We start from the raw sequence: 15,964 nt of genomic DNA on the forward strand, positions 1-15,964 counted from the left end.
TCATCAGGAGCGTTTGCGATGAAATCCACCATTCTGCGCACAGTGCTTGGCTCGACCCTTCTGGCCTCGTCCGTCCTTCTCGGCGGGCAGGCTCATGCCAAGACGCTCGTCTATTGCTCGGAGGCCAATCCCGAGACCTTCAACCCGGCGATCGGCATCGCCGACTCCACCATGGATGCCGCCGCCAAGACGATCTTCAACCGGCTGGTGGAGTTCAAGCCGGGCACGACCGAAGTCGGACCGGCGCTGGCCGAGAGCTGGGATGTCTCGCCGGACGGCAAGACCTACACATTCCACCTGAGCCAAGGCGTGAAATTCCAGTCGAACGAGCATTTCACGCCGACGCGCGAGTTCAACGCGGACGACGTCCTTTACACGTTCAACCGCCAGCGCGACGCCAACAATCCCTACCACAAGCTCGGCGGCGGCTCTTACGAATACTTCAACGCGCTGGGCATGGGCACGCTGATCGACAAAATAGACAAGGTCGACGATTACGCCGTGCGCTTCACGCTGACGGCCCCCAACGTCACCTTCCTGGCCGGGCTGGCGCTCGACTACCTCTCGATCTTGTCGCTGGAGCAGACCGAAAAGATGGTGGCCGCCGGCACGCCGGAGCTGATCGACAGCCAGCCGGTCGGGACCGGCCCGTTCATGCTCGAGGCCTATGTGCCCGACAGCCAGGTGCGCTACGCCGCCAACAAGGATTACTGGCGCGGCGCGCCGAAGATCGACACGCTGGTCTTCGCCGTCACGCCCGAGCCGACCACCCGCGTCGAGCGCCTCAAGGCCAATGAATGCCAGGTGGCGGCCCCGCCTCCGCCCAGTGCCGTCGCCGAATTGCGCGCCGATCCAGACATCACGGTCCTCGACCTCAAGGGCCAGAATATCGGCATCCTCGGCTTCAACGTCGAACATCAGCCGCTGGGCGATGTCCGCGTGCGCACCGCGCTTGCCAAGGCCGTCGACCGCAAGGCAATCGTCGATGCCGTCTATGCCGGCGCCGGCACCGTTGCCGGCAGCGTCGTGCCGCCGGCGCAGCTCGGCGCCGTCACCGATGCCGGCATCGACTACGATCCCGACGGCGCGAAGAAACTGCTGAAGGAAGCAGGCCACGAAAGCGGCCTCAAGATCAGCCTGTGGGCGATGCCGGTGTCGCGCCCCTACAACCCCAACGCCAAGCGCATGGCTGAGATGATCCAGGCCGACTGGGCGAAGGTCGGCGTGCAGTCCGAGATCGTCAGCTTCGAATGGGGCGAATATCTCAAGCGCACCGCCGCGGGCGAGCAGGACGCTTTCCTGCTCGGCGGCAGCAGCGACAATGGCGATCCCGACAACATGCTGAGCTATCTCCTGTCCTGCGACGGCGTGAAGGGTGGCTCGAACCGGTCGCGCTGGTGCGACAAGGATTTCGAGAAGCTGCTGGATGAAGGCCGCATCGCCGCCGACCCGAAAGAACGCGCCGCGATCTACGGCAGGGCGCAGGCAATCCTGAAGGCCGAGGTGCCGGTGGCGCCGATCGCCCATTCGCTGGTGGCGATCCCGATCCGCAAGAGCGTGCTCAACTACATCCTTGACCCCTTCGGCCGACAGAATTTCGCCGCGGTCGATGTGGCTGAGTGAGGGCAGCGCTCCCTGTCCTTCCCCCATATGGGGGAAGGTGGATCGGCGCGCAGCGCCGAGACGGATGAGGGGTGTTCCAGCGGAATGAGACGTTGGTGTTCCCTGGAGCACCCCTCATCCGACCTCGCTTCGCGAGGCCACCTTCTCCCACAGGGGGAGAAGGAAAAAAGAAAGCGATATCAATGCCGAAAGACCTGACCTCCCTCCTCAACAGCTACCTCGCCGACGGCGCGGTGGGTGCCTCGCTGGCCTATTCGACAGGCGCCGCGCCAATCGCCCTCACCGCGGGCCTAGCCGATCGCGCACATGGCACATCAGTCACACCGGACCAGTTGTTCAAGATCGGCAGCTGCACCAAGACCTTCGTCGCCGCCGCCCTGGTCAAGCTCGCCGAGACCGGCAAGCTCGAGCTCGGCGCGCCGATCTCCTCCTGGTTCCCGGATCTGCCGGGCGCAGGGAATATTTCGGTGCGCCAGCTGATCAACCATCGCAGCGGCCTGCCGGAATTCGAATATTACATACCGATGGATCCGGGCCGGCAATGGACGCCGCAGCAGCTGGTCGACATCGCCTTCGCCTCCGACAAACAGAAGGCACCGGGCGGACCCGCTGTCTACAACAACACCGGCTATGTGTTGGCCGGCATGGTGATCGAGGCCGTCACCGGCCAGTCGCTCGGCGCCTACGTCAGAAGCGCGGTCCTGCGGCCGCTCGCCCTGGAAAACACCTGGTCGCCAGCCGCCGAAGCATTCCCGGAAAGGTCGATGGTGCGCGGCTACTACCACCGGCCGCCGCTGGCGCCGGGCGCACCGACAGACATCGCTTCCGGCGGCGAGATGTGGCGCATGGACGGCGTGCTGCCCTACTCCGACGAATTGCAGGATTCTTCCGATTCCTTCCCATTCGGCGCCGCCTATGGCTGCGGCGACATGGTGTCGACGCCGTCCGACATGGTGAGCTTCATGCGCAGCCTGTTCTCCGGCAAGCTCTTGTCGCCGCCTTTCTTCGCCGAGATGTTCGAACGCCGCGTGCCGGCGAGCTTCCCGGGCACCCGCATGCGCGAGACCGGCGCCGGCATGTTCCAGAGCGCCTATGCCGACCGCGCCTTCTACGGCCATCAGGGCAGCATTCCGGGCTATGTCGCGGTCATGCTGCATGATCCGGCGACCGGTCTTACCATCGCCATGACCAGCAATGTCGGCTCCGGCAACCGCCTGTCCTTCCAGGCCAGCGGCCTGCATCCCGTGGTGGATCAGGCGATCCGGATCATTCTGGAGCAGCCAAGCCGGGCAGCATCTGGCTGAGCACGCGATCTCGCAGAAGAACGTGGTGGAAGACGGCCGCCGCGGCGTGCAGGCCGGCCAACCACATGAGGATGTCCCCAAGCGTGCCGTGGATTTCCGCCAGCGAAGCGCCGACGTCCCATGGGGCGAAAAGCGGACCGATCGGACCGAAGCCGTACACCGTGACCGGATGGCCGCCAAACCATGCGCCGAGCATGGCGGTCACCGGCACAGCGAACATCAACGCGTAGAGCGCCCAATGTACCGCCTTCGACCCGACATACATCCAGGCGGGCATGGACGGAGCGTCGGGAATGCGATCGAACAGCCGCCAGGCCAGGCGGATCACCAGCAGCCAGAAAACCGCGAAGCCGAGCGACTCATGAAGCAGCAGCATCGAGGCCCTGGGCGCTGAATAAACGCGTGTAGGAGGACCGCCTGCCGAGACCAGGAAGGCGATGAGCACGAGCAGTGCCGTCAACCAGTGGAATGCCTGGGCAAGGCTTCCGTAGCGAGTTGTGGTACCGGACAGTGACATGCAGGAACTCCGCGGCAGTTGCACAAGGCTCCCCGCGCCAGGCCGAATTTGCCTTTATTTAGTGCGCCTCGAGTGAGAACGATTTATGGCGGAGCAGGTCGGGTCGGCTTGTCGCACCGGCTGCACAGCCAAGGCGCTTGAGACCCTTCAGGTTTTCGACCAAAACACCGCCGCCGTCGCCGCGACGATCTCCGCATTGTCCAGCGCCACCTTTCCATCGGGAAGCGTCCTGCCGTCTTCCAGTCCGACCCGCGTCGACCAGCGCCTTCGACGCGCGAGCTCCACGAACGGCCAGACCGTGGCATCGGCGCCGTGCAGCAGGATCGGCCGCCGCACCCCGGCGCGGTCCAGCGCGGCGGCGATGCCGTGCGCCTCGGCGAGTGCGGCGGGCAATTCCTGTATGTCGATCTCGATCAGGATGCGCAGCACCCGGCCGTGATCGGCAAGACTGACGAACCGCTGGGCATCTTCCGTTGTGGCAAGGCCGGCCTCGATGCCGACGCCGCGCTGGCGCAAAAGCTCCATCACGGCGGGCGCGTCGGCCTCCGAAAGATTGACCGAAGCATAATCGGGCAGTTCGCGCCAGCCGGCGATCGCGGCGCGGGTGCGCTCGACGTCATTCTCGATCCAGGCGCCTGTCGACACGCCGATCAGCGTGCCGGGACAGGCCCGGCGCACCGCCAGCACGGTCGTGTCCACGGCGGCCAGGCTCTCGCGCCCGTCCACGCCGCGCGGATGGATGTGCAGCTCGGCCGCGCCCGCGGCGATGCAGGCGGCCGCATCGCTCGCCATCGCCTGCGCCGTCAGCGGCAATTTCGGATGAAAATCGCGCGGTCGTGCGCCATTGATGCAGGCCTGGACGATCATGGCTGCCATCCTCGTACAAGGGAGCCAGCACTCTAGCTGCGTGGCAAGGCATGGCAAAGAGTTGGGCGTTGTCTCTCCTGACAGCGGCCGGTGGAACTGCCGATCTCCCCCTTGTGGAGGAGATCGGCAGTTCCACGGCCTCGCTCTTCCTTATCGGAATCCCGGCATTTGAATAAAATCCGCCTGTGGATATTTACCCTGTGTTCCGCCAGACCGGCCAAGATATATTAGGGCGAGGTAATGGAGGGATCATTGACCAGCGATTTTTCAGCCGCCCGGGTGCATCTCGAACGCGCCTATCACTATTTGCGCGGCGATGACGAGACAAGCCGCTCGGCATGCGAAGCCCTCGACCTGCTGATCGAAGCGGTCGCGGAGGCGCAGCACAGGCGATCGGAGGCAGAGGTGTTGGAGTTTCCGCGATCGGCACGGTTCGCCGACCGCCAGTGATCGTTCCGCCGCGCCCGGCCGACCGCCCGGAGCCGTTCCAGGGGCCGTGCTTAACAGCTCTTCGGGATTGCCTAATACAGCTCTTCGGGATTGCCTAATGGAGTGTTGGAGTGGCTCGGCGATTCTGGCGGGCGGCTTGCCCGCTTCAGGCGCGCCGCCTGTCGGGCGTTCCGGCCGTCGCGCGCGAAACGATCGCCTCCAGCGGCTCGGGACGATGCAGAAAGAAGCCCTGACCGTAGGCGACCCCCATGTCCTGGAGCATGGCCAGCGTATCGTGCCGTTCGATCTTTTCGCCCACCACGGCGAAGTCGAGGCTCCTGGCAATGCCGGTCATCGCCAGCACGATCTCGCGGTCGAAGCGGCTGTCGGTGATATGTTCGATGAACGAGCCGTCGATCTTGATCGCATCGACGGGAAAGCGCCTGAGATACTCGAACGAGCTCATGCCGGCGCCGAAATCGTCGAGGCTGACCCGGCAGCGTCGCTCACGCGCCTTGCGCACGAAGTCCTCCGCGGCATCGAAATTGGTGACGGCCGCGGTTTCGGTGATCTCGAATCCGATGCCGGAATGCGGCGCACCGGTTTCCTCGATGGTGTTGTCGACGAAATCCCACAGCCCCGGATCGCTCAATGTCTGAGCCGACAGGTTGAAGCCCAGCGTCAGCGCCCCGGCACGCAGCGCCGGTCCGTGCCGCAAAAGCGCCGTGCGGATGATCCAGCGGTCGAGTTTCGAGGCGATGCCGAAACGCTCGGCCACCGGGATGAATTCGCTCGGCGGCACCAGCCGCCCGTTGCGCGCGGCGAGCCTCGCCAGCACTTCGACGTGCCGGCACTCTTGCCATGGCTTTCCCAGGAGATGGATTTCCTGGCCGAACAGTTTCAGCCGCCCGTCGTCCATGGCATCGACGGTGTCGGCTGCGATGCGCGCCGCATTGAGGCCGGCGGCTCCCGATCGCGCCGCGGCCGAAAACACCGCGAAGCGGTTGCGCCCCGCCGCCTTGGCCGCGTAGCAGGCGTCGTCGGCGCAAGCCAGCGCATCGGCCACGGTGGTCGTGGCGTCATCGATGAAGGCGATGCCGATCGAGGCCGCCAGTCGGCGCGATGACGCGGCCGGACCGAGATCGGCCTCGCGCACCGCCCCAAGCACGGCCCCGGCGATCCGCTCGGCCTGCACCGCGTCGCAATGCGGCACCAGCAGCGCGAACTCGTCACCGCCCAGGCGCGCCGCATGCGCCGACGACGGCAGGCAGCCGCGTATGCCCCCCGCGACGCTCTTCAGCGCCAGATCGCCGGCGGCATGCCCGGCGAAATCATTGAGCGCCTTGAAGTAATCGAGATCGACATAGAACACCGCCAGCGGCGCCCCCACCGCAATATGCTCGCCAAGCAGCCTGTCGAAGGCGGCGCGGTTCCACAGGCCGGTCAGCGCGTCGTGGCGGGCGGCATGGGCCAGTTCCTGTTCGCGCAGCTTGTCTTCGGTGATGTCGCGCACCGTGCCGAGGATCTGGCCGGCGGCACCGGCGGCGGCGACGAAACGCACCAGCGATTCGACATGACGGATATCGCCGTCGCGCCTGATGATGCGATATTGCGCGGCAATGACGCCGTCGGTTTCCAGCGGCGCCCTGTGGGCGCGTTCGGCCGCCTGCTTGTCGTCGGGATGCAGGTAGCTGTGCCACAGGTCGGCCGTCACCTCGTCGGTAACGGCGACAAGGCCGAAAATTTCCCTGGTGCGGAAATCCCAATAGCTTTTGTTGCTGGCGATGTCGTAGTGCCAGATGCCGGTGCCGCTGGCCGCGAGCGCCAGGCGGAAGCGGATGTTGACCTGTTCCAGCGCGGCCTCTGCCGCCTTCTGTTTCGAAATATCGGTCTGCACGCCCATCAGCCGGATCGGCTGGCCGTCGCCGTCGCGTTCGACGATGCCGCCGCGGTCGAGCACCCAGACCCAGTGGCCTTGCTTGTGCCGGAGCCTGAGCTCGGTCTCGATGGTGTCGGTCAGGCCGGCGATGTGACGGTCGCCGCTGGCCAGCGCCTGCTCGCGATCGTCGGGATGGGTAAGCCGCAGCCAGAGGTCGCTGCTGTTGGCGAGCTCGTCCTCGTCATAGCCCAGCATCCGCGCCCAGGTGGCGGAATAGAAACACTCGCCTGTCCGAAGGTCCCAGTCCCAGACGCCAAGTTGGGCGCGCCCCAGGGCCTTCTCCCAGAACGTTCCATCACGGCTTTTCTTGTCCTGACCCGCCATCTTCCGTTTCGTCCAACCCCGCCGGGGACAATCTGCGGCAAAACCAGAGAAGAAAGCGTTACCACGCCGGTGCCTCCGCCGCGTTCCTCGCTTGCGGTCCCGACTTTCGATTGGCGGGCAAGAAGCGGAGTTTGCCCGCCCGCCGATCCTCCTAGTGTTTGCGCGGGGTCGCCGCCCGCCCTGGCGATCTCGTGCAAACACAAGAGGACTTTTCCCATGACCAAACAGGAAGACAACAAGGCCGTCGTCGTTAGATGGTTCACTGATTTCTGGGGTGAAACCTGCGATCTTTCCGTCGTCGACGCCATCGCCGCGCCCGACATGCTCCTCAAATATTCGCTGCATGAACCGCGCCGCGGCCGCGAGGACATCAAGGCCTTCATGACCGATTTCCGCGCTGCCTTCCCGGACCTCAACTTCTGGGCCACCGCCGACCTCATCGCCGAAGGCGACTATGTCGTCGGCCAGTGGGAAGGCGGCGGCACCCATGCCGGTCCGGCCTTCAGCGATTTCCTCGTCGGTTCGCTGCCCGCCGCCACCGGCCGCACCATGCGCTTCACCGGCACCACGGTGCTGAAGGTGATCGAGGGCAGGATCGTCGAGGAGATCGGCCTCGACGACGGCGTCGCGGCGTTGACCCAGCTCGGCCTGATCAAGGCGGCTTGAATGAGAGGGACCATCGCCGTCCAGGCAGTGGTCCCTCTCGATTGCACGTGCGTGACGAAAGGCCTCTTGGCAGCAACCCAACACAGGGCCAGCACCGCCATCGTCCTCAGCCCGTATTTGAATACAATACTACACTATTGAGTATTACATTGGAAACCAGACACCATTACGGGTGCAACAAGATATTAATACGTTGCCGCCAGAACATTCATGACAAGTTCGAAAGCTGGCGGGACCTCCCTGATGAGTGGTTACACCGGAACACAGGGCGGCGATCTCCGATCGGTTTCCACTGTTGATCTTGGCGTGGCGACAACCAGAAGCAGCTGGCTGCTGACGGGCCTGTGCCTGGTCTGCGTCGCGACGGCGCTTTGCCTGCGGCCTGAGCGATATCTTCTGCTGTCCATAAAGTACTTCGGGACATTCCTCGGCTTGCTGCCGGTGCTGCTGGTGGTTGGCCTCGGGTTAACGGCATTGGTGTATGGCGGGCCCAGGCCGACAAGATTCATGGTGCACATACTCAAGGAACGCGGGCCGGCGGCCGCGCGGGTCGTCTTGCTATTCTTTCTCGGCATCATCGCTTTCACGACATTCAGGATCACCATACCGGAGATCGTGCCTTACTATGCCGATCCCATGCTGGCCGACCTCGATCGTTGGCTGCACGGCGTCGATCCTTGGGTATGGACGCACGGCATCGTTTCAGAGCCCGCCTCCATGCTGGTTTTCAAGGCCTATATGTCCTGGTGGTTCATGCAATGGCTTGGCGTCGTGCTCTTCGTCGCCTTCTGGAACAGTCCCGCCCGGCGCATCCGCTATCTCTGGGCGTTCGCGCTCACCATGATGTTGTGTGGCACCGTTCTTCCAATCATGCTGTCATCCAGCGGGCCGATATTCTACGACCGGTTCTATGGCGGCAGCCGATTTGCCGGGGTGCTCGCAGCGCTGATGGCAGACCCGTATGCCTTGCCGGTGCGGTTCGCCGCCAGCTATCTGCTCGATGCACACGACAGCGGCAGCTCCGCGCTGGGCAGCGGCATCACAGCAATGCCGAGCATGCATGTCGCCATCGTCACGCTCAATGCCTTCTTCCTCACCGGCTTTGGTCGCCGCTGGGCCGTTGCCGGCTGGTCGTTCGCCGCACTCATCCTGTTCGGCTCGGTCTATACCGGCTGGCACTATGCCGTGGACGGCTACCTGTCGATCATCGTGGTCTCTCTGCTCTGGTACCTGACCGGACGCTTCGTTCTACCGGCATCGGGGCAGCAGGCTTCCGACGTGGCCCAACAGTCTTCCGATACGGGATCGGCGGCCCCCAATCCCGCGCCGCGATAACGGGCCGGAGCGGACAGCGTCGAGCCAGGCGGCCTTCACCGCCTGGCTTCATTGCTTACTGGCTGGGCGCCACCGCGTGTTCGCACGACACTTTCGGGTTCATGTCGGCGAAGGTGCCGGTCGGGTTGCCCTTCCAGGCCCAGACATGCAGCTCGTAGAATTCGCCCAGGCCGTAACGGTTGGGCGCACTGTTGAAGTTGAACAATTGGCCGTCCAGTGACGCCGGCCCCTTGGCGGTGATGTATTCGACCGCCACCAGCTTCAGTGTGCCGTCGGCCATCGGCTCGTACATCACGGCCTCGGGACGGGCGATGTCGATCTTGTCGTCCTTCAGGTATTGCCCGTTGACATAGTGAATGCCCATCGCGCCGCCGGTGATGCCGCTGGCGCAGGGAATGGGCGCATAGCCTTCGTCCGTGGCGACCTTGACGTCGAGGAACCGGCCGTTCGCCGCCCGCACCTTACCGGCCAGTGGATTCGCGCCGGATGTAAATGCGACCTCGTCCTGATGGGCCTGGGCGAAAGTGGCGCAGACGGCCAGCATGGCCCCCGCCATGAGAAGCCCGTCGTGGAATTTGCGTATCATGTTCATTCCATTCTTCTTGAAAAGGCCCAGCGCGCCGGCCGCCGGAAATACGGAGGCGCGGCAGGCAAGCGCCGTGATTGTCGTTGCTCGGAGAGCCCGAAAGCGATGCGACGGATGGAGGAAAGCTTCATCCCTTCGGCAGATACGGGATCGTCCCCGCCAGGTCTGTGTTGTCGATCATCTGGAAGCGGCTGTCGCTACCGTCCTGACGGGCCGAGACGAAGGGCGCGTAGGCCGGATCGTTGGCGAAGGCGCGCGCCGCCGCTTCCGACGGGAATGCCATCAGCGCGATCAGAGTGGTGTCGAGCGGCTTGCCTTCAAGCGTCTTCACATTGCCGCTGCGCGACAGATACTTGCCGCCATGCTTGTGGACGAGGTCGTGCACCGATGCGGCGTAGGCCGGCATCCACTGCGGGTTCTTCACCTTGATGTCTGCAATGACGTATGTGGTCATGGTCTTCTCCCTGTTACGGCGCACAGGGGAGATCCCCGCGGCCGGTCAAAGGGCTCGCATGGCAGGGCCGGCGCCGGCCAGTCCGCGATCTGTACCGGGCCGGTACAGTTTCCGTACTGGCCGCTTCCTTCATGAAGGCCTAATGTTCAGCCCAGTTTCGAGGGAGGACGTCGGATCATGGCCCAGCACGGATACAAGCAGTTCTGCCCGCTATCGATGGCCGCCGAGGTGCTGTGCACCCGCTGGACGATGGTGCTGATGCGCGAATTGGTGGCGGGTTCGACCCGTTTCAACGACCTGCGCCGCGGCGTCCCCAAAATGTCGCCCAGCCTTCTGTCGCAACGGCTGAAGGAGCTCGAGCTCGCCGGGATCGTCGAGCGCAAGGAGGTGCCGGGCGAGAAGGGCATCTCCGAATACCGGCTGACGGAGGCCGGCCGGGATTTGCGCCCCGTCGTCGAGGCGATGGGCTTTTGGGGACAGAAATGGGTCGAGTCCCGGCTGTCCCTCAAGAACCTCGATCCGTCGCTGCTGATGTGGGACATGCGGCGCAATCTGAACCCCTCGCCGCTGCCCGACGGGCGCACCGTGATACAATTCCTGTACCAGGAGCTGCCGGCGTCCAAACGGTCGTGGTGGCTGATCGTCGAAAAGCATGGCGAGGTCGATCTGTGCTGGTACGATCCGGGCTTCGATATCGACCTCTACGTCTCGACCGACCTGCACACGATGACGGCGATCTGGATGGGATTGATCACCGTCGAGAAGGCCGGCGCGAAGGTCGCCTTGACCGGAGATCAGCACATCGCAAGGAAGATGCAGACCTGGCTCGGCCTCAGCCCGTTCGCGGTCGAGCCCAAACGGGCGGCGTAGAAACGAGGGCTCGGGGAACAGCGATCGGGCACCGGGTGCGGCGGCTTTCGCCTTTCGCGACAGGTTGAATGTGTGAGTGAATAACCTTCAACGGGATGTGGGTGCTTCGATAGGGTAGTGCTTATCCTCATAAGCGTCGATCAAGGTCGCGAGAACATCAAACCGGTAATCGCCAAGAGAGCCGATTTCCGGCTCGTTCTCGAAATATTGGATGATTTCGGCAATCGCCCGATCGTAATCGGCCTCGGTCTTAAGGGGTCGAATGTTTTCCATCACACCTTCTCCGGATCAATCTTGTCATATCCTTTGTGTGTCCCGACGAATACGCTCGCGTCCACCTCTCAATTGGCAGGAAACGGGTGGCGACGCGGGTCGTCTGCGGCTTCAATGCCGGCCATGTTCATCACCCTTGCCAAGGATCTCAAACCCGCGCCGCTGCCGGTCGCCGACGATCCGCGCTGGACGCAAGTCGTGGCGCGCGACAAATCGGCCGATGGCAGCTTCTGGTATTCGGTGGCGACGACCGGCGTCTATTGCCGGCCCTCCTGCCCGTCGCGGCGCGCCAACCCGAAGAACGTGCAGCTCCACGACACGCTGGACGAGGCCAGGGCGACCGGCTTTCGCGCCTGCCGGCGCTGCAATCCCGACGGACCTTCGCTCGAGGCCTGCAACGCCGCGATGGTGGCCGAGGCCTGCCGCAGGATCGAACAGAGCGAGGAGGAACCGTCGCTCGGTGAACTGGCCGCCGCCGCCGGCCGCAGCGCCGGCTATTTCCACCGCACCTTCAAGGCCGTCACCGGCCTGACGCCAAAGGACTACGCGGCCGCCCGGCGCGCCGAAAGGGTGCGCCGGCGCCTGGAAGACGGCGCCAGCGTGACAGCGGCGATCTACGATGCCGGCTTCAATTCGAGCGGACGCTTCTATGAGAAGTCGGCCGGCATGCTCGGCATGACGCCGACGCGCTACCGCGCCGGCGGCGCCAGCGAGGAGATCCGCTTCGCCGTCGGCGAATGCTCGCTCGGCGCCATCCTTGTCGCGTCGAGCAGGAAGGGCGTCGCCGCGATCCTGCTCGGCGACGACCCGGACGCGCTGGTGCGCGACCTGCAGGACCGTTTCCCCAAGGCGCGCCTGATCGGCGCCGACCGCGATTATGAGGCGCTCGTCGCCCGCGTCGTCGGTTTCGTCGAGGCTCCAAGGCTTGGTCTCGACCTGCCGCTCGACCTGCGCGGCACCGCGTTCCGGCAGCGCGTCTGGCAGGCCCTGCGGGACATCCCGGCCGGCCGCACCGTCTCCTATGCCGAGATAGCAGGGCGCATCGGCGCGCCGAAGGCGACCCGCGCCGTTGCCGGCGCCTGCGCCGCCAACGCGCTCGCGGTCGCCATTCCCTGCCACCGCGTGATCCGCAAGGACGGCGCCCTGTCCGGCTACGCCTGGGGCGCGGAGCGCAAGCGCGCGCTGCTCGGCCGCGAGGCCTGAGGAGGAGCGGCAATGGGCGCGATGGCAAGGTCTTCCACCACCGATGCGGACATTGGGATCCCCCATCGCGGCGCCGTCAGACGCGCCAAAGATGCGCGGTCGCTGGTGATGGCTGCGCTCGGGGAGCTTGTCGAGAGCGGCAAGGCCGAGTGGAGCCGTGGCGCGACCGGCGAGATCGAACTGCGGCTGTTATCAGGCGAGGTTTTTTTGCTTGGCGAGGTTGCTGTCATTCGTATCGCATAAATCAGCGCTCTACGGCGCCCCCCTCTGTCCTGCCGGACATCTCCCCCACTTGGGGGGAGATTGGCTGTCACAACCGCCTTCGCCAATCTACGACGTTGCAGGAATGAGTGGGGCGCCGAAATTGCCAATCTCCCCCCTCGTGGGGGAGATGTCCGGCAGGACAGAGGGGGGCGCCGTAGGGTACTTACCTCCGCACCGTTCCGGAAATTGAATTTGAAAGCAAGCATCGGAGTGAGGAACGGAAGGCACGCGGCTAGGGTTCAGGCACACAGAAGGAGTGAAGCAATGAACCTCATGCAAACCCACACGCCGGCGACAGCCTCCGGCGCCGACACCATCACCTACGCCATCGCCCAATCCGCGATCGGCAAAATCCTCGCCGCGCGCGGTTCCCTCGGCGTCTGCGCCATCCTGATCGACTCCGACGCCGAGGCGCTGGCGCAGGATCTCGCCAGCCGCTTCCCCGGCAGGATGCTGGTCGAGGACGAGACCGCCTTGCAAGGCGATCTTGCGGCGATAACGCGTTTCATCGAAACGCCCGCCGCCGGCCTGGACCTGCCGCTCGACATCAGCCACGGCACGCCGTTCCAGCAAAAAGTTTGGGGCGAGCTTCGCAGCATCCGCCGCGGCGCAACCATCACCTACGCCGCCCTTGCCCAGCGTCTCGGCCAACAGAACGGCGCCCGCGCCGTGGCGACGGCCTGCGCCGCTAACGCGATCGCGCTCGGCATTCCCTGCCACCGCGTCGTCCGCGCCGACGGCACGCCCTCCGGCTACCGCTGGGGCACTGAGCGCAAGCACGCTTTGCTCGACAAAGAGGCCGCAATATGAACGCCCATGCCAAGGTTGCGGCATCGGTGGTGAAAGCCGCCGAGGAACGCGTTGCCGCTTACGACTGGCCAGCCCTAGCCGCCGAACTCGACGGCTTCGGCTGTGCGGTGATGGAAAAGCTGCTCACGCCGCAGGAGTGCCGACAACTCGCCGGGCTCTATCCGCATGAAGAACATTTCCGCAGCCATATCCACATGGCCAGGCACGGCTTCGGCAAGGGCGAATACCGCTATTTCCGCTACCCCTTGCCAGACCTGATCGGCGGGCTGCGCACGGCGCTCTATCCCAGGCTCGCCGAGGTCGCCAACCGGTGGAACGAACGCATGGGCATCGCCACGCGCTATCCCGAAACGCATGCCGCCTTTCTCAAGCAGTGCCACGCCGCCGGCCAGGTCAGGCCGACGCCACTTCTGCTGCAATATGTGCCCGGCGACTTCAACTGCCTGCACCAGGACCTCTATGGCGACCTCGCTTTTCCGGTGCAGGTGGCGGTTCTGCTTTCAGAACCCGGCGAGGATTTCACCGGCGGCGAGTTCGCCCTGACCGAACAGCGGCCGCGCATGCAGAGCCGGGTGGAAGTGGTGCCCTTGCGCCAGGGCGATGCCGTCTCCTTCGCCGTCCACAATCGGCCGGTGCAGGGCACCAAGGGCAATTACCGCGTCAATCTGCGCCACGGCGTCAGCCGCCTGCGCTCGGGCATGCGGCACACGGTGGGCATCATTTTTCATGATGCGAAGTGAATTGGTGAGGCCAAGGTGTTGACCAAGAGTACATCGAGGCGCGTGTTCCCTTCGCCCCTGGGGCTAAGGCACAACCGCGCTTGGTGCTGCATCGCCGACTGCCATGCCCAAGCTCAACGGCAGGCATGATATCAGTGCAATGCCTTTCGATTAGCCGGCCGGCGCGTAGCGGCTCACCACCATGCCGCTCGCATAGGATTTCGAGCCGAGCAGCCGCAGCCTGCCGAACCCGCCTTGGTCGAAGATGCGGCGGCCGGCGCCCAGCACGGCCGGGTTGATGAACAGCTGGAACTCGTCGACCAGCCTGGCCGCGATCAGCGCCGAGGCGAAGCCGGCGCCGCCGAACACCGCGATGTCGCCGCCCTCACCCCTCTTCAGCAAGTCGACCTCCCGCGGCAGGTCGCCGCTGACCACTGTCGTGCCCTCCCATCGCGAGGCCTTGAGCCTGTCGCTCGGCACCACCTTCCTCGCCTCGACGATGCGCTGGGCGAAAGCATAGAACGGGTCGCGCGGATATCTCTTCGCCGCATTGCCCCAATGGGTAAGGTAGCCTTCCTCGGCCATCTTGCGGCTCAAGAGGATGGTATCGATGCCGGCGAAGACGGCGTTGAAGTCCCGCTTCAGCTCCTCGTCCCAGGCGCTGTCGTCGCCCCATTCCCAGAGCTGCCAGCGATGATCCCCGGCGGCGCCGACAAAACCGTCGACCGACATCTGCATCTGGAGGATCAGCTTTTTCATTATGGTTCTCCCAGTCAAGGGCCGAGCGGCTCGTTTTACCCGTCCGGCCGGCACGGTTGCCGATGGTTTACATTTGGAACTATTGACCTGAGATGAAAATGATGTCAATAGTAAAGCGATTTAAAAATGGAACCATACACATGTCGACACGGGACCGGTCTGGCTGCCCCATCAACCTGTCGCTCGAACTGCTCGGCGACCGCTGGACGCTGCTCATCATCCGCGACCTGGTCTTCGCCGGAAAAAAGCACTTTCGCGAATTCCTGCAATCCGATGAGGGCATTTCCTCGCGTACGCTGGCCGAGCGCCTCCAGACATTGCAGGACGAAGGCATCCTCACCCGCAGCGGTGATCCCACGCATGGGCTGAAGGCGATCTATCGCCTGACCGAGGCCGGCATCGACCTTTTGCCCGTGCTGGCCACGCTCGGCGCCTGGGGCAGCAAGCACCGCAAGGCCGACGATGATCTGGCAAGGATCGCCGATAAGCTCGCTGCCGACGGCGAGCCGGCGCTGGAGCGCCTCAAGCAGGCGCTGCGGGCGGAGCATCTCGGTTGATGGATGTCGCCAAGGTGGCCTCGGGGACAACGACCCGCACAGGCAACGCGCGTTAGAAAGTGCGTCACGGCCCTCTGTTCGGAATAGCGCAAAAACAAGCAATTGGAACGGTTGCGTGATGCATTGCAGCACGCCGGCGACGAGCTATGGCGTGCGCAATATGTCGGCGCCCGCCTGCTCATCGAACAGCACGGCGCAGCCGCACTGCAGCGCGACTTCACTCAGCGCATTCGCGACTGTTTCGTCGGCCGAGACGAAATCGCCGGTCAGCACCCGCAATTCCTCCACGGCCTTGGCCATCGAAACCAGCCGCCCCGCGGCGCGGTCGGTCGAGCAGGCGTTGACGACGCAAACCAGATCGATCATTTCAAAGTTGCCCATGCCAGCCTCCGCACGCGGCGCCCTTCGGCCGTCAACGCGATTGTGAGCGACAATGTTCCGGCGGATCGCGACCTAGCTTGACAG

The 15,964-nt window shown here is 64.6% G+C and carries 19 protein-coding genes; 11 read left to right on the top strand and 8 right to left on the bottom strand.

Annotated elements, in window-relative coordinates:
- Positions 1–18 precede the first annotated feature (18 nt).
- Positions 19–1,623, top strand: a complete 1,605-nt coding sequence (locus tag FJ867_RS15785; protein WP_140817865.1) for an ABC transporter substrate-binding protein — start codon at positions 19–21, stop codon at positions 1,621–1,623.
- Between the two features lie 182 nt (positions 1,624–1,805).
- Complete coding sequence (locus FJ867_RS15790; RefSeq protein ID WP_140817867.1) at positions 1,806–2,927, top strand: serine hydrolase domain-containing protein; 1,122 nt, start codon at positions 1,806–1,808, stop codon at positions 2,925–2,927.
- Here FJ867_RS15790 and FJ867_RS15795 read toward each other — a convergent pair.
- The gene (locus FJ867_RS15795; protein WP_140500038.1) at positions 2,890–3,444 is read right to left on the bottom strand and encodes a cytochrome b; all 555 of its coding nucleotides are present in this window, start codon (positions 3,442–3,444) and stop codon (positions 2,890–2,892) included. The genes FJ867_RS15790 and FJ867_RS15795 overlap by 38 nt on opposite strands.
- A gap of 147 nt (positions 3,445–3,591) precedes the next feature.
- Positions 3,592–4,311, bottom strand: coding sequence for a 3-keto-5-aminohexanoate cleavage protein (locus FJ867_RS15800; protein WP_140622990.1), 720 nt, complete (start codon positions 4,309–4,311; stop codon positions 3,592–3,594).
- Positions 4,312–4,563: 252 nt separating this feature from the next.
- On the opposite strand from FJ867_RS15800, the gene FJ867_RS15805 reads away from it, so the two are divergent.
- The gene (locus FJ867_RS15805; protein WP_181165267.1) at positions 4,564–4,761 is read left to right on the top strand and encodes a hypothetical protein; all 198 of its coding nucleotides are present in this window, start codon (positions 4,564–4,566) and stop codon (positions 4,759–4,761) included.
- A gap of 145 nt (positions 4,762–4,906) precedes the next feature.
- On the opposite strand, the gene FJ867_RS15810 is transcribed toward FJ867_RS15805, so the two are convergent.
- Positions 4,907–7,003 carry an EAL domain-containing protein gene (locus FJ867_RS15810; RefSeq protein WP_140817869.1) on the bottom strand — a complete coding sequence of 699 codons (2,097 nt, stop codon included), beginning with the start codon at positions 7,001–7,003 and terminating at the stop codon, positions 4,907–4,909.
- Positions 7,004–7,219: 216 nt separating this feature from the next.
- On the opposite strand from FJ867_RS15810, the gene FJ867_RS15815 reads away from it, so the two are divergent.
- Both FJ867_RS15815 and FJ867_RS15820 read left to right on the top strand, forming a co-directional pair.
- Positions 7,220–7,669, top strand: coding sequence for an ester cyclase (locus tag FJ867_RS15815; RefSeq protein ID WP_140516026.1), 450 nt, complete (start codon positions 7,220–7,222; stop codon positions 7,667–7,669).
- Positions 7,670–7,912: 243 nt separating this feature from the next.
- Positions 7,913–9,004 (top strand): phosphatase PAP2 family protein, encoded by a 1,092-nt coding sequence (locus FJ867_RS15820; protein ID WP_140817871.1) that lies wholly within the window; start codon positions 7,913–7,915, stop codon positions 9,002–9,004.
- 55 nt (positions 9,005–9,059) lie between these two features.
- Here FJ867_RS15820 and FJ867_RS15825 read toward each other — a convergent pair whose 3' ends face one another.
- On the bottom strand, positions 9,060–9,596 hold the full coding sequence (locus tag FJ867_RS15825; protein WP_181168369.1) for a hypothetical protein: 537 nt from the start codon (positions 9,594–9,596) through the stop codon (positions 9,060–9,062).
- A gap of 121 nt (positions 9,597–9,717) precedes the next feature.
- Positions 9,718–10,044 carry a DUF1330 domain-containing protein gene (locus tag FJ867_RS15830; RefSeq protein WP_140500048.1) on the bottom strand — a complete coding sequence of 109 codons (327 nt, stop codon included), beginning with the start codon at positions 10,042–10,044 and terminating at the stop codon, positions 9,718–9,720.
- A 177-nt stretch (positions 10,045–10,221) separates the two neighbouring features.
- On the opposite strand from FJ867_RS15830, the gene FJ867_RS15835 reads away from it, so the two are divergent.
- On the top strand, positions 10,222–10,914 hold the full coding sequence (locus tag FJ867_RS15835; protein WP_140500050.1) for a helix-turn-helix domain-containing protein: 693 nt from the start codon (positions 10,222–10,224) through the stop codon (positions 10,912–10,914).
- An 87-nt stretch (positions 10,915–11,001) separates the two neighbouring features.
- Here FJ867_RS15835 and FJ867_RS15840 read toward each other — a convergent pair whose 3' ends face one another.
- Entirely contained in the window at positions 11,002–11,187 is a 186-nt protein-coding gene (locus FJ867_RS15840) for a transcriptional regulator (RefSeq protein WP_140500052.1), read from the bottom strand.
- A 123-nt stretch (positions 11,188–11,310) separates the two neighbouring features.
- Here FJ867_RS15840 and ada point away from each other — a divergent pair, with 123 nt between their 5' ends.
- From ada to FJ867_RS15865, 4 genes are all read left to right on the top strand, one after another.
- Entirely contained in the window at positions 11,311–12,390 is a 1,080-nt protein-coding gene (gene ada / locus FJ867_RS15845) for a bifunctional DNA-binding transcriptional regulator/O6-methylguanine-DNA methyltransferase Ada (protein ID WP_181168370.1), read from the top strand.
- Positions 12,391–12,402: 12 nt separating this feature from the next.
- On the top strand, positions 12,403–12,633 hold the full coding sequence (locus FJ867_RS15850; RefSeq protein ID WP_140500055.1) for a hypothetical protein: 231 nt from the start codon (positions 12,403–12,405) through the stop codon (positions 12,631–12,633).
- 285 nt (positions 12,634–12,918) lie between these two features.
- Positions 12,919–13,464: a methylated-DNA--[protein]-cysteine S-methyltransferase gene (locus tag FJ867_RS15860; RefSeq protein ID WP_140817874.1), complete on the top strand. Its 546-nt coding sequence runs from the start codon at positions 12,919–12,921 to the stop codon at positions 13,462–13,464.
- Positions 13,461–14,204, top strand: a complete 744-nt coding sequence (locus FJ867_RS15865) for a 2OG-Fe(II) oxygenase (protein ID WP_140521491.1) — start codon at positions 13,461–13,463, stop codon at positions 14,202–14,204. The genes FJ867_RS15860 and FJ867_RS15865 overlap by 4 nt, the downstream gene beginning before the upstream one ends.
- A 150-nt stretch (positions 14,205–14,354) precedes the next feature.
- Here the strand turns inward: FJ867_RS15865 and FJ867_RS15870 are convergent, their stop codons facing one another.
- Positions 14,355–14,942 carry a dihydrofolate reductase family protein gene (locus tag FJ867_RS15870; RefSeq protein WP_140516033.1) on the bottom strand — a complete coding sequence of 196 codons (588 nt, stop codon included), beginning with the start codon at positions 14,940–14,942 and terminating at the stop codon, positions 14,355–14,357.
- 140 nt (positions 14,943–15,082) lie between these two features.
- Here FJ867_RS15870 and FJ867_RS15875 point away from each other — a divergent pair, with 140 nt between their 5' ends.
- Entirely contained in the window at positions 15,083–15,499 is a 417-nt protein-coding gene (locus FJ867_RS15875; protein ID WP_140521490.1) for a helix-turn-helix domain-containing protein, read from the top strand.
- Between the two features lie 144 nt (positions 15,500–15,643).
- Here the strand turns inward: FJ867_RS15875 and FJ867_RS15880 are convergent, their stop codons facing one another.
- Entirely contained in the window at positions 15,644–15,880 is a 237-nt protein-coding gene (locus tag FJ867_RS15880; protein ID WP_140500063.1) for a hypothetical protein, read from the bottom strand.
- Between the last annotated feature and the right edge of the window lie 84 nt (positions 15,881–15,964).

This window comes from Mesorhizobium sp. B2-5-3 (assembly GCF_006441005.1).
In the GTDB taxonomy this organism is placed as follows: domain Bacteria; phylum Pseudomonadota; class Alphaproteobacteria; order Rhizobiales; family Rhizobiaceae; genus Mesorhizobium.